This window comes from Thiomicrospira aerophila AL3, assembly GCF_000227665.2.
In the GTDB taxonomy this organism is placed as follows: domain Bacteria; phylum Pseudomonadota; class Gammaproteobacteria; order Thiomicrospirales; family Thiomicrospiraceae; genus Thiomicrospira; species Thiomicrospira aerophila.
Genome location: NZ_CP007030.1, coordinates 1,678,206 through 1,690,959, shown reverse-complemented (window position 1 = coordinate 1,690,959; position 12,754 = coordinate 1,678,206). Strand labels below are relative to the sequence as shown.

General features: G+C 50.5%; 10 protein-coding genes. 5 read left to right on the top strand and 5 right to left on the bottom strand.

What is annotated here, in order from left to right; translation table 11 throughout:
* Positions 1–35 precede the first annotated feature (35 nt).
* Positions 36–1,646, top strand: a complete 1,611-nt coding sequence (locus tag THIAE_RS08280; protein ID WP_006460780.1) for a cytochrome P450 — start codon at positions 36–38, stop codon at positions 1,644–1,646.
* Positions 1,647–1,698: 52 nt separating this feature from the next.
* Positions 1,699–3,324 carry an ATP-binding protein gene (locus THIAE_RS08275; RefSeq protein ID WP_239232369.1) on the top strand — a complete coding sequence of 542 codons (1,626 nt, stop codon included), beginning with the start codon at positions 1,699–1,701 and terminating at the stop codon, positions 3,322–3,324.
* Here THIAE_RS08275 and THIAE_RS08270 read toward each other — a convergent pair.
* The 3 genes from THIAE_RS08270 to metK all read right to left on the bottom strand — a co-directional run bounded on the left by THIAE_RS08270 (position 3,321) and on the right by metK (position 6,317).
* On the bottom strand, positions 3,321–4,079 hold the full coding sequence (locus tag THIAE_RS08270; RefSeq protein ID WP_006460778.1) for a 16S rRNA (uracil(1498)-N(3))-methyltransferase: 759 nt from the start codon (positions 4,077–4,079) through the stop codon (positions 3,321–3,323). The two genes, THIAE_RS08275 and THIAE_RS08270, sit on opposite strands and share 4 nt — an antisense overlap.
* A gap of 25 nt (positions 4,080–4,104) precedes the next feature.
* Complete coding sequence (gene metF, locus THIAE_RS08265; RefSeq protein ID WP_006460777.1) at positions 4,105–4,974, bottom strand: methylenetetrahydrofolate reductase [NAD(P)H]; 870 nt, start codon at positions 4,972–4,974, stop codon at positions 4,105–4,107.
* A 185-nt stretch (positions 4,975–5,159) separates the two neighbouring features.
* Positions 5,160–6,317 (bottom strand): methionine adenosyltransferase, encoded by a 1,158-nt coding sequence (metK, locus tag THIAE_RS08260; RefSeq protein WP_006460776.1) that lies wholly within the window; start codon positions 6,315–6,317, stop codon positions 5,160–5,162.
* Positions 6,318–6,652: 335 nt separating this feature from the next.
* Between metK and THIAE_RS08255 the strand changes: the two genes are divergently transcribed.
* Both THIAE_RS08255 and THIAE_RS08250 read left to right on the top strand, forming a co-directional pair.
* Positions 6,653–8,653: a TIGR00341 family protein gene (locus tag THIAE_RS08255; protein ID WP_006460775.1), complete on the top strand. Its 2,001-nt coding sequence runs from the start codon at positions 6,653–6,655 to the stop codon at positions 8,651–8,653.
* A gap of 26 nt (positions 8,654–8,679) precedes the next feature.
* Positions 8,680–9,234 (top strand): thioredoxin family protein, encoded by a 555-nt coding sequence (locus THIAE_RS08250; RefSeq protein WP_006460774.1) that lies wholly within the window; start codon positions 8,680–8,682, stop codon positions 9,232–9,234.
* Between the two features lie 18 nt (positions 9,235–9,252).
* Here the strand turns inward: THIAE_RS08250 and THIAE_RS08245 are convergent, their stop codons facing one another.
* Both THIAE_RS08245 and purE read right to left on the bottom strand, forming a co-directional pair.
* Complete coding sequence (locus THIAE_RS08245) at positions 9,253–10,368, bottom strand: 5-(carboxyamino)imidazole ribonucleotide synthase (RefSeq protein ID WP_006460773.1); 1,116 nt, start codon at positions 10,366–10,368, stop codon at positions 9,253–9,255.
* A 52-nt stretch (positions 10,369–10,420) separates the two neighbouring features.
* Entirely contained in the window at positions 10,421–10,933 is a 513-nt protein-coding gene (gene purE / locus THIAE_RS08240; protein WP_006460772.1) for a 5-(carboxyamino)imidazole ribonucleotide mutase, read from the bottom strand.
* Positions 10,934–11,061: 128 nt separating this feature from the next.
* Here purE and THIAE_RS08235 point away from each other — a divergent pair, with 128 nt between their 5' ends.
* Positions 11,062–12,753 carry an L-lactate permease gene (locus THIAE_RS08235; protein ID WP_006460771.1) on the top strand — a complete coding sequence of 564 codons (1,692 nt, stop codon included), beginning with the start codon at positions 11,062–11,064 and terminating at the stop codon, positions 12,751–12,753.
* Position 12,754: the final 1 nt, after the last annotated feature.

Sequence of the window (12,754 nt, the reverse complement as noted above, 5' to 3'; positions counted from 1 at the left end):
ACCGCCTTTTTTATTGATAGCAAGAGTAGAAAACAATGAATCCTTTATTAGCTGAAGTGCGCGTGGGTGAATTAAATGATGCCAGTGAAATGGCGGTGCATCGTTTGGTGTCGGCTTTTCCGCCGTTTAATCATTATTCCTATCAGCTGATGTTGGGTAAGATTCGCGAGCAGTTGATGTTCAAAACCCATGTCATGCTGTGGGATCAGGGGCAATTGGTGGGTTATGCCGGTTGGAGTTTGGCTGAGGCTTCTGAAGCGCAAAGCTGGTATAAAGGGGCGCAAACGGCATTCCCTGCTCCCAAAATGCAAAACGCCGATGCGGCGATTGTGACCATTACGGTGGTGCGCTCTTCCGAGTATTTGCCATTAGCGATTAAAGCGATTTCTCATCAGTGTGCGGGGCTTCAAGTCTATCGGTTGCGTTCGTTTCAAGATGGACGACCGGATATGCGCCGCCCACCGATTTTGGGGCGCACACAGCACATATTTTCCTACCAACGCGCTTATGCACAGCTGTCGGGTTTGTTAAACGACCTGTATTTACGCGCATCAGGAAAAGCGGGTCGTTTGAATTTCCCGATTCCGATTATGATTGAGCCAAGCCAGATACAGACCGTGTTTCGCCAGCCGGAACGATTTATAAAAAACTATCAGTTTTTGGAAAGGTTGGCCGAAGGCCGCTTTACCACCAACAATGATGCTTGGCAAAAGCGGAGCCGTTTAACCCAGGTTTTTTATAACAACGCCACCCGTCAAGTGCCATTAAATCGATTAAAAACCCTCTATCAATCTTTTTTGCCTAGCTCAACGGCCGGAAAGTCGGCGGTCTTTAATGGCGCACTGCAAGCGGCGGTGTGTGCGGTATCGGAAGCCTTTGGCTTGGACGAACCGATTTATTGGCCATTGGATAAGGTCGAAGCCTTGCGTAATGAATTGATGTTATTGCAAGCGATTGAACTGTTTGGTGGCAGTGCACAAGAAGTGGAAACCGCGCAGCGTAATATGGATAGCCTCCGTCATCAGATTGTGCAGCATTGGCAACAAAATCCTGCCCTCGCAAAATGGTTGCATACGTTGACCAGCGAGTTTTCGGCTGAGTTGGAGTTGGTGCAAAATATGATGGCAGCGACCGAAACTACCGCCGCCACGGTGGAGTGGATGGCACAAGTATTAGCGGCGCAACCGGCATTATTAGCCGAATTAAAACAGACCGGGGTGAGCGATGAGGCGGGTGAGCTGACCCTGTTAGCGCAACAGTTTATTTTAGAGGTGTTGCGACTTTATCCACCCGTGCCGTTTATTACCCGAGTCTGTCAGTTTGCCAAACCGGAGGACGATGATTTTCAGGCCAATCAAGCGGTCGCGATTTCGCTGGTTGGCTTGCATACCCACCCACAATTTTGGAAGCAACCGATGCGTTTTTGGCCCCAGCGCCCGGAATGGACTGCGGCAGCGGAAGGTAAAATCAATCTTCAGCACCCGGCGTATTTGCCGTTTTTAACCGGGCCGCGTGTGTGCGGTGGTCGCAAGTTAGCGATGCTGGAGTTGCAGGCCGCGCTGGATGTTTTGGTGAACCATTGTGAGATTAGAACCACTTCTGAGATGCCAAAAGTGAGTTACGGCATGGTGTCCAGACCGGCTTGAACATGAGTCCACAATCAGGCCTGGTGATGAGCTTGGTTGGCATTGTGTTAGAATGTTGGCATTAGCTTCGTTTATCTGGACACTTGCGATGGAAGATACTCTCAAAAAACTGCCGATTGGTATTCAAACCTTTAGCGCGATTCGTGAAGACAATTATGTCTATATCGATAAAACGCCATTGGTTCATCAAATGGTGAACAGTGCCGGGCGGTTTTTTCTGTCGCGTCCGCGACGTTTTGGTAAAAGTTTGCTGGTCGATACCCTTAAAGAACTGTTTGAAGGCAATAAGGCCTTGTTTAAAGGTCTGTATATCGAAGACAAATGGGATTTTTCAAAAACCCATCCGGTGATTCATCTTAATTTCGCAAACGGTGTTATTGAATCCCGTGCCGAACTTGACCAGGCGATTTATAACCTGCTGCGCGAAAACCAGCTCCGCCTAAATATCGAATGCGCGCAATTCTCGCTGCACGACCCGGCAGGCTGTTTGGCGCAACTGATTCAATTGGCCGCCCAACACTATGGACAAAAAGTGGTGGTGTTGGTCGATGAATACGACAAGCCGATTTTGGATAATATCGACCAACCCGAATTGGCCGCGACCATGCGCGAAGGTTTAAAAAACATTTATTCCGTGCTCAAGGCGCAAGATGCGCATTTGCGATTTGTGTTTATGACCGGGGTGACGAAGTTTTCTAAAGTCAGTTTGTTTAGTGGCATGAATCAGCTCGAAGATATCACGCTTGATCGACGCTTTGGTGCTATCTGTGGCTACACTCAAGATGATTTAGAGACTGACTTTGCTGAACATTTAGCCGGCGTTGATTGGGCTAAACTCAAAGACTGGTATAACGGCTATCAGTTTTTAGGCGAACCAGTCTATAACCCTTTCGATATTTTATTGTTTATCAACAAAAACAAAACTTATCGTAATTACTGGTTTGAAACCGGCAACCCCAGTTTTCTGCTCAAGCTGTTTCGTAAACAGCGTTATTTTTTACCGGATTTATCCAATCTAGAAGTGGGTGAGGATGTGTTGGATTCGTTCGATGTCGAACAGATTAATCCGATTACCTTATTATTCCAAGCCGGGTATTTAACGATCGCTAAAACTAGTGAAAAACGTCAACGGCTACGTTTCCATTTAAAAGTACCGAATTTTGAAGTTCAGCAGGCACTAGCGGATCACTTTGCGAGTCTGTACAGTCAAACGCAATCGGAACAGCGTTTGCATCGACAAGATAGTCTTTTTGATGCCTTTGAGTCCGCCGACTTCCCCGCGATTCAACAGCAAATCGAATCCTTGTTTGCCGCGATTCCCTGGCGCAATTTCACCCAAAACGACTTGCCGGATGCCGAGGGTTATTATGCGTCCGTCTTGTATGCCTGGTTATGCAGCATTAACGCCACCATTATCCCCGAAGACATAACCCATCATGACCAAGCGGATATAACGATTAAGCTGGGTGATCAGATTTACGTGACCGAAATCAAACTCGACAAAAGCGAAAACTATCAACCGCAAACGCCCAACCCGGCACTGGCGCAAATCCAAGCGAAGCACTGTGCGCAAAAATATCTGGCCGAACAACAAAGCGGCAAACAGATTCACCAACTGGGCTTAGTGTTTAATAAGCATGCGCGCAATCTGGTGCAAATGGATTGGCAATCGTTTTAAAAAAAATCACCCCAGCGGGCTTGCAGTAGGCTGAGGATGACCGGGGCGGCGGTTTCGGTGCGCAGAATGCGTGGGCCAAGCCGGATGCCTTGTAAACCCTGCGCTTGTGCTTGTTCGACTTCTTGTTCGGTCAAGCCGCCTTCGGGGCCGATGAGTAATGCGAGGCTTTGCGTTAGATTGGGCTTTTCGATTTCATTGAAGGTTTTTGTGCTGTAAGGATCAAGCACCAGGCCCCGCGTGCCCTTGGGGTATGGTTGGTTGGGGTTTTGAGCAAACCAGTGTTCGAGGGTGATCAGGGGTTTGACCTCCGGCACCACACAGCGGCCGGATTGTTCACAGGCGCTAATCACAAGAGCTTGCCATTGTTGGCGGCGTTTTTCAGCTTTGTCTTCATCGAGTCGGACTTCGCAGCGCTCGGTAAACACCGGTTGAATCGCGCTGACACCCAATTCCACCGCTTTTTGCAAACTATAATCCATGCGTTCGCCCCGCGAAATGCCCTGCACTAACAAGGTGTTGAGCGGGGATTCGCAAGCAGGCCTGCTGATGCTGTCGCCCAGCACCACTTGCGCATCACGACGACCCATCACTTGTAGGCGGGCATCAGCTTGCTGGCCTTGGCCATCAAACACCTGAATTTGATGGCCATTTTTTAGCCGCAATACAGTCAGCGCATAGTGCGCTTGATCCTTGTCTAGCTCAATCACCAGGCCTGGTTGATAGTTCGCTGCTAAATAAAACCGTGGAATACGCATCGCTTGGCTCGATTAGATTGCAGATTTACAGCTGCATGTTGTCGTTGCGCCAGTTGAGATCGCGCACGATATCGAGCGTCGGCTGGGTTTTGTTCATGCTGTAGAAATGCAGGCCAGGCGCGCCGTTATCGAGCAAGCGCTGACAAAGGCGGGTGACATAGTCCTGACCAAAGGCACGCAAACCGGCCGTGTCTTCATCAAAGCTTTCTAAACGACACTTCAACCAACGCGGCACTTCGGCGCCGCACATGGCAGAAAATCGAATCAACTGCTCGTAATTGGTAATCGGCATAATGCCCGGCACAATCGGCAGGTCGATGCCCGCTTTTTCGCACGAATCAATAAAATAGAAATAGCTGTCGGCATTAAAGAAATACTGAGTAATCGCGGCATCGGCACCTTGATCGACCTTGTGTTTAAAGTGTTTGATGCCTTGATCGCAATTGCGTGCTTGCGGATGGGTTTCCGGGTAGGCAGCGACTTCGAGTATGAACTGATCGCCCGTTTCTTGGCGAATAAATGCAACCAAATCAGCCGCGTATTTAAACTCGCCCGGGTCCATCATGCCGGAGGGCATGTCACCGCGCAATGCGACAATGCGCTTAATGCCGAGGTCTTGATAGGTTTTTAGTAACGCACGAATACTGTCTTTGGTCGCGCCAATACAGGTTAAATGCGGCACGGCATCAAAGCGGGTGTTTTGCTGAATGTGGGTGACGGTTTCAAGGGTTTTTTCTTGGGTGGTGCCACCTGCGCCGTAGGTGACGGAGATATACTCGGGGTTAAGCACACTTAACTCGTCAATCACCTGGTTAAGCTTGTCGCTGCCTTCCGCTGTGCGTGGCGGAAAACACTCTAGGCTAAAGCCTTGTGGGTATTTTTGTTGTGATTTCATGACTCGCGTCCTGTTTTGTATGTTGCACGCCAAGTGCTCTCGGTTTATCTTTTATCTGCACACAAGGTTCTGCATCCTTCGCGTTTCACCACTACACCAGCGACGCCTCTTTTGCGCAGCAAAATCGAAGGAGTCGGTGTAGTGGGTGAACGCGTGAATCAGTCGATGACTAAACTCTTGTCAATTTACAAACCGGCGTCAGCGCGTAGGGCGTCTGCTTTATCGGTTTTTTCCCAGGTGAATTCAGGAAGTTCACGACCAAAGTGGCCGTACGCGGCGGTTTTTTGGTAAATCGGGCGATAAAGATCCAGCATCGCAATCAAGCCTTTCGGGCGCAAGTCAAAGTGTTGACGTACTAGCTGTTCGATTTTTTCGACCGCTATTTTTTCGGTGCCGAAGGTGTCGATGCTAATCGACGTCGGTTCGGCAACACCAATCGCATAAGACACTTGGATTTCGCACTTGTCCGCCAGGCCTGCTGCCACAATATTTTTCGCCACATAACGTCCGGCATAAGCGGCAGAACGATCTACTTTAGATGGGTCTTTGCCGGAAAACGCACCACCACCGTGGCGCGCCATACCGCCATAGGTGTCCACAATGATTTTACGCCCAGTTAAACCGGCATCACCCACTGGGCCGCCAATCACGAAACGCCCGGTCGGGTTAATGTGATATTGGGTGTCTTTGTGTAACCATTCGGCGGGCAGTGTCGGCTTGATAATTAATTCCATCACGGCTTCACGCAATGCCGCGTTTTCAATATCGGGGCCATGCTGGGTGGACAAAACCACCGCATCAATTGCAACGGGTTGCCCGTTTTCATAACGCAGGGTCACTTGGCTTTTGGCATCAGGGCGCAACCAAGGTAGTTCGCCGGATTTACGCACTTGCGCTTGGCGCTCCATTAAACGGTGGGCATAATAAATAGGTGCAGGCATCAGGACGTCGGTTTCATTCGACGCGTAGCCAAACATTAAGCCTTGGTCACCGGCGCCTTGTTCGTGGTCGTCATACTCATCGACGCCCATGGCGATTTCAGCAGACTGTTTACCAATCGCGGTGAGTACCGCACAGGTGTCGCCGTCAAAACCCAGGTCGGCACTGTCATAGCCAATGTCTTTGACCACGCGGCGTACTAACTCTTCTTGATCGACCCAAGCGCTAGTGGTGATTTCACCACCGATCAGCACCATGCCGGTTTTAACAAAGGTTTCGCAGGCGACACGCGCACGCGGATCTTGCTGCATAATCGCATCCAGCATGGCGTCGGAAATTTGGTCGGCAATTTTATCAGGATGGCCTTCAGAAACAGATTCAGATGTAAAAACAGTGGTAGTCATGTGCAACCTCGCAATTCAAAAAAACAAAAGTGAGGTACGGAAAGAGGCGGGAAAACTCCTCGCTTTAGCCGTACTTAGTAACGCGCCCGCAAGCTGATTATCAAATCGGCGCAAAGAACGTATTATCGCAGAAAAAGCTGACCTGTCAAACCGTTGCTAACCAATGGTTTGGTGTCAGCTTATGCATCGGAATATAAGGCATAAGCCTTGAATAAGGCGGTTAATCTGATTGGTTAGTGAATAGAAAACTCACATTAGTTGCATAAAGCCTATAATGAGCGTATTTAAATCTGGCTGGTTAGCAGAGGAATAGGCGGACTTAATGGAGTACACGGATGATTTCGGACCAACAAATTGATCAAGTGGTGAGTGATAGTATCGCGAGGGCGATGGCGCGCCCAAAAGATTGGGTGCTCATTGATGCGACCTGTGCGCAAACTGAGCGCGAGGAATTAGCAGGCCTGCTCATTGCGCAGGGGCTTGAAGTAGCGTTTTTTGATTTGGACTTTAGTCTGGAAGAGGCGATCGTTAGTTTGGAAAGTCTGCCAGAAGCGCGTCGCTATTGGTTGTATTTGAGTGATGTGCAGATTGCAAGATTATTGCCGATTTTAGTCGCCTCGCCTGAGCTGTATCAGCAACAGACACCGCTGGCCTTGTTGCCCAGGGAGCAAAATAAACATGCGCAGCGCTATTTTGGTGTAACCAAACGCTTGGCCGAAGCGATTGCCGATGGCGTCGAGACGGGGCAGGCGGTAATGGGCGACTTGCTCTATTGTAATGATGAACTCGTGCTATCGGGTGTGGCGTTAGGCGATATGGTGCATGCCCGGCAAACCTCGCTTAAAACGGGTCTAGCCGCGTGGCAGCAGGCCTGGTTGGATTGGCGCGATACCTATCAAGAGCTGAAAACCTCTACGCCGAGTTTATTCAAACTGGTCACCGCTAAAAAACAGCAGCTGCAAACGGCGGCTTTGGGGATTTTAGTGGTGCCGCATTCAAGTTCAGACGCCTTAACGCGCAGCTTGGAAGAAAACTTTAATTTTAACGATGGTCGTTTAAATGCAGTCATCTTTGCGCCAGGTTCCTTGATGGGCTATGGCTGGCACTGGTTTAAAGCGCATGTGCTGGGCCAAAAACAGTTGAGCTTATTAGCCGATACCTTTGGTCTAGTCCAAACCCACGAATTAACTATCACTACGGCAAAGCCGGTCGATTATGTGATTGATGATCAACCTCGTCAAGCGGCACAGATTCGGTTTGATGTGCATCCACAACAGTTGCTAATGATTCCAGGGCGGTTGATTCGTGATGATGATATGACTTCGAAGGCCACCAAAGAGGTGTTTCGTGTGCAAGGTTTGGCACGTGATGATGACGCGAAGCTCAAAGCCAATAAACCCTTACCCTTGTTTGACCAAGCGCATGAAGAAGACTATAAGCATGTGTTCGTTGAGTTGCGTCAAAGTGCGCTCACTACCTCGCCCTATGTTACGCTGATGGTTTTATCGACTTTATTAGCGACCTTTGGCTTAATGGCTAATTCGACCTCGGTGGTGATTGGCGCAATGATTTTAGCGCCCTTGATGGCTCCAATTGTGTCTTTAGCAATGGGGTTGGCGCGCGGCGAATCCAGCTTAACGCTGAGTTCATCAAAAACCTTAGTGATTGGGCTAGTACTCGCGCTATTAAGTGCGATGGTGGCGACCTGGTTGGTTGGAATTCATCATGTCACCCCCGAGATAGCTGGGCGATTGAATCCTACGCTATTAGATTTGGGGGTAGCGGTGGTGTCGGGGATTGCCGGTGCCTATGCCTATGCTAAATCTGAAGTGGCAAAAACCTTGGCCGGGGTCGCGATTGCCGTGGCGTTGGTGCCCCCTCTAGCGGTGACCGGTATCGGGCTGGGTTGGATGGATTGGTCAGTGATTTATGGCTCGTTTTTGTTGTTTATTACCAATTTGTTTGGTATTGCGGCCGCCGCAGCGATCACTTTTTGGGTGATGGGCTATACCAGTTTTGCCCGCGCTCGCAAAGGCTTCAGCGTTTCGATGGTGATTGTTGGGTTGATTACGATTCCGTTGGCGTTTTCATTTTGGCAGATGGGCCAGCAAAGCCGTTTAATCAATAATATTCAAGGGGTAGAGTTGATGGTGGAGTCGGTGCCGGTGAAGCTGGAGCGCGTCAGTGTTAAATGGGGGCGCGAGCCATTGGTGCAAGTTCATGTCGTAAGTAATCAATTTTTGCCCGATGCGGGCTATGATAAGCTGGCCGAACACCTTAATAATTTGACGGGCGTGCCAGCACAATATCGTTTTAGTCCAGAGCTGGTGCGTTAGTAAATAATCTTAAAGGAGCGAGTCAGATGGTGAGTTTAACCACGCCGGTGTGTGATTTTGGAAAGGCGGCAAGCGATTTTGCCTTGCCCGGTGTTGATGGTCAGATTTGGACGCTGGATAAAGCACGCGGCGAAAAGGGCCTGCTGGTGATGTTTATCTGCAACCATTGTCCCTATGTGAAAGCGATTCAGGACCGCTTGGTGCGCGACTGTGCCGAGTTAAAGACGATGGGCATTAACTCGATCGCGATTATGTCGAACGACCCGAACGAGTATGAAGAAGATTCGTTTGAGAATATGCAGGCCGTGGCGGAAAAATGGCAGTTCCCTTTTCCCTATGTACTCGATGAAACCCAGGCGGTTGCTAAGGCGTATGGCGCGGTCTGCACCCCTGATTTTTTTGGTTATAACGCGGATTTGCAATTGCAATATCGCGGGCGTTTGGATGCATCGCGCAAGCAGGCAGCGGATGCGAATGTGCGCCGTGATTTATTTGAAGCCATGAAGCAAGTCGCGCAAACCGGCCAAGGCCCGCTCGAACAAATTCCGTCTATGGGTTGCTCAATTAAGTGGAAAGGCTAACCATTTGGTAAGCCGAGTTTAGTTCAACCAGCCCTGGAGTTGCTCAAGGGTGTGGTTAAGCGCGTCTTGACTGTCTGCTAAGACATTAATATGGCCGAGTTTGCGACCCGGGCGCTCGGCCTTGTCGTATAAGTGAACATGCACATTCGGCAGTTTGAGTGCGGATGCAATATCACCGTGTTCGCCGATAATGTTAATCATGGCAGCAAAGGCTTGGCGCGGTGCGGTCGCACCGAGTGGCAGGCCGCTAATCGCGCGAATATGGTTTTCAAACTGGGAGGTTTGTGCCCCTTCCATTGTCCAATGACCGGAATTATGCACCCGCGGTGCCATTTCATTCGCCACCAGGCCTGCTTCGGTTTCAAATAACTCCAGCGTCAAGACACCGACATGATCCATCTTATCCAGTAGGGCTTGCATATAGCCTTCGGCTTGCGCTTGAATCTGTGGCGCAATGGCTTGTGCGGGCGCAAGAGTCAAACGCAAAATGCCATCGCGGTGCTGGTTTTCCACCAGTGGATAATAAACATGCTCGTTATGGGCGTTGCGCACGGCAATAATCGACAGCTCGCGCTTGAAATGGACAAAACCTTCCAATATCGCCGGGCGTTCACCAATCGACAACCAGGCCTGGTGGATCTGTTCAGGCTGTTTAATGACAAATTGGCCTTTGCCGTCATAGCCTTCGGTGGTGGTTTTGAGCACCGCGGGCAAACCAATAGTGGTCACGGCAGTGTCCAGTTCGGCCAAGCTATTGACCAGTGCATAGGGTGCGCAGGGGATAGCCAGCTGATTAAACAGTGCTTTTTCGCGGCCACGATCCTGGGCGTAATAGAGTGAGGTGGCGCTAGGATAGACTTGCGTGGTTTGGCTAATCTGTTTGACCAGTTCAACCGAGGTGTTTTCGCTTTCAAAGGTGATGACATCGGCGAATGCAACGAGGTCGTCAAGGCTCGCGGTGTCATCGGCGCTTTGGGCATCAGGGGTGTGCATTTGCCCGAGCAGGGCGGCAGGTTCGTCATGGTTTAGGCCGTAAAAGCCAAATTTGTGCCCGAGCGGGTAACCGGCCATGGCTAGCATACGACCGAGTTGGCCTGCGCCTAAAACGCCAATGCGACGACTAAATGGAGTCATGGTCAGAATTCCTGTGCGAATACGAAAGCGTTAGTTTACCCGAAAGCCTGCTTTAGATTGCGTTGGCGACGCTCGGATCTGGGTTGGCTAGCACATCATCGGTTTGCGCTTGACGCCAAGCCCGCACCGCATCACGCACCGCCGGGTTGTGGTTGCCGACAATTTGCGCGGCCAAAATACCGGCGTTTTTAGCGCCAGCATCGCCAATCGCCAAGGTGCCCACCGGAATGCCACCCGGCATCTGCACGATGGAGAGCAATGAGTCTTGACCGTTTAGCGCACGTGATTTAACCGGCACACCCAACACCGGAATCAGGGTTTTGGCCGCCACCATGCCGGGCAGATGGGCGGCACCGCCGGCACCGGCGATAATCACTTGCAAGCCGCGCGCTTCAGCCGTTTGTGCGTATTCAAACATCAAATCCGGAGTGCGGTGTGCGGACACCACTTTGACTTCGTGCGGCACGTTAAATTGTGTCAGCATATCAACGGCGTGTTGCATGGTTGGCCAATCACTTTTTGACCCCATAATCACCCCAACTAACGGCTGTTCAGAAACTGGCATAATTGTGCCCTCGCAGATTTGAAAAAACCGTGAATTATACCCTGCTCAATCTTGCTGTCAAGCAAAGATAAGTCGCTGATTTTTGATACAATTTAGCACTGTTATTAAATTTTACTCGGAACCTTATCATGACCTTTTTTCAAGCTTTAACGGCGGCGATGCCGGTATTGGCGGTATTGTTATTTCTTGTGATGCTACGCATGCCCGCCAGTCGTGCAATGGGCTTGAGCTTGGTGTTGGTGGCGGGTTTGGCCTGGTGGGTGTGGCAGGTGCCGGGGATTCAAATTGCCGCGTCGATTTTAGAAGGCTGGGTGATTTCAGCCTCGATTTTGATTATCGTGTTTGGCGCGATTGTGTTGCTCAACACCCTCAAAGTCAGTGGCGCGGTGGAGGTGATTCGCAGCGGCTTCACCCAAATTTCGCCTGATCGCCGGGTGCAAACGGTGATTGTCGGATGGTTATTTGTAGCCTTTTTGGAAGGCGCAAGTGGTTTTGGTACGCCGGCAGCGATTGTGGCACCGTTATTATTAGCGCTGGGTTTTCCGGCGATGGCGGCGGTGGTGTTGGCGTTGATTGCCGACAGCGCCGCGGTGTCTTATGGCGCAGTCGGTACGCCGGTGATTGTCGGTATCGGGCAGGGGTTAGCCGATCCAACCTATGATGAAATTATGCAAATCGCGGTGACCGCCAGCACGATTGATTTATTTGTCGCCAGTTTTTTGCCCTTGATTATGGTGCTGATTCTAACCCGCTTTTTTGGCGAAAACAAAAGCTGGCGCGAAGGTTTGGGTGCGTGGAAGTTTGCCTTGTTGGGCGGGTTTTCTTTTACGATTCCGGCCTTATTGGTGGCAAAAACTTTAGGGCCGGAATTTCCGGCGATTCTAGGCGGCTTAGCAGGCCTGGTGATTACGGTCACCGCGGCGAAAAAAGGTTTTTTAACCCCGAAAGACGTATGGCTGTTTAAAACCGATCGGTCGGAATTTTCCGCCAATGCGCTGAATGAGCACGCACCAGGCCTGGTGAAAATTCAGGGTTGCGAAAAATCACCTGCGTTATCTTGTCTCGCGGTTGAACCCAAACAACATCATGGTTTGTCGCTGTACCAGGCCTGGTTGCCTTATGTATTGGTCGCGCTGGTGTTGGTATTGAGTCGATTGGACTTTTTGCCGTTTAAAGGCTGGCTCAATAGCGTGAGTTTGGAGTTTAACGCGATTTTGGCTACCGAAATTTCCGCCAAACTGGTACCGTTTTATTTGCCCGGCGCGTTATTTATTTTAGTGGCTTTAGTCACCTTGGCTTTGCATAAAGTCCCGCTTAAACAAGCAGGCTTGGCGTGGGGGCGCTCGGCCAAAGTGATGTTGCCGACTATTATTGCGCTGGGTGCGTCGGTGCCGATGGTGCGGATTTTCTTAAACTCCGGCGTAAATGAAGCCGAATTGCTGTCAATGCCGATGGAGTTGGCTGCGCTGGCTGCAACGACTTTTGAGGGTAACTGGCCGCTAGCTGCCCCATTTGTCGGTGCGCTGGGCAGTTTTATTGCCGGTTCGGCGACCTTTTCCAATATGATGTTTGCCCAATTCCAAGAATCCACGGCGCTCGCCACCGGCTTGCCCACCCATTGGATTTTGGCGCTACAAATGCTCGGCGCGAATGCCGGGAATATGATTTGTGTGGTGAACGTGGTCGCCGCCGCCTCGGTGGTCAATCTAGTCGGCAAAGAAGGCCAAATTATCCGCTATACCCTAATGCCAATGCTGTTTTATGTGATCAGTGTTGGGAGCATTGTATGGCTAGGCTTGTCGCTTGGGTTAATAAGTTAGA